Raw genomic sequence first — 251 nt, forward strand, 5'->3', positions numbered from 1 at the left:
TCGGTTTCATGTTCTTTCGGTGAGTCGTTATTAGGCTAATACCATCCTTTTTCAAGTCTGCTGTTAGCGCTTTACTGATATAGCCTTTATCTGCATAAAGCTTATCTAATAGCCCTTTTGACAACTCACGAACGGGTTTTCTGTCATCCGTATTAGCGGGGGTAAGTTTAGCTGCCACAATATCACCAAGGTGATTAGTGATAATGTGAAGCTTAAAGCCGTAAAACCACCCCATCGTACCTTTACCTCTT

The 251-nt window shown here is 41.4% G+C and carries 1 protein-coding gene; it reads right to left on the bottom strand.

Annotated elements, in window-relative coordinates:
* A partial coding sequence (locus AACW06_RS20550) for a transposase (protein WP_192076420.1) occupies nt 1-251 on the bottom strand: 251 nt, incomplete at both ends.

Origin of the sequence: Vibrio sp. S12_S33, from assembly GCF_963889785.1 — a bacterium.
GTDB classification, from domain to species: domain Bacteria; phylum Pseudomonadota; class Gammaproteobacteria; order Enterobacterales; family Vibrionaceae; genus Vibrio; species Vibrio aestuarianus.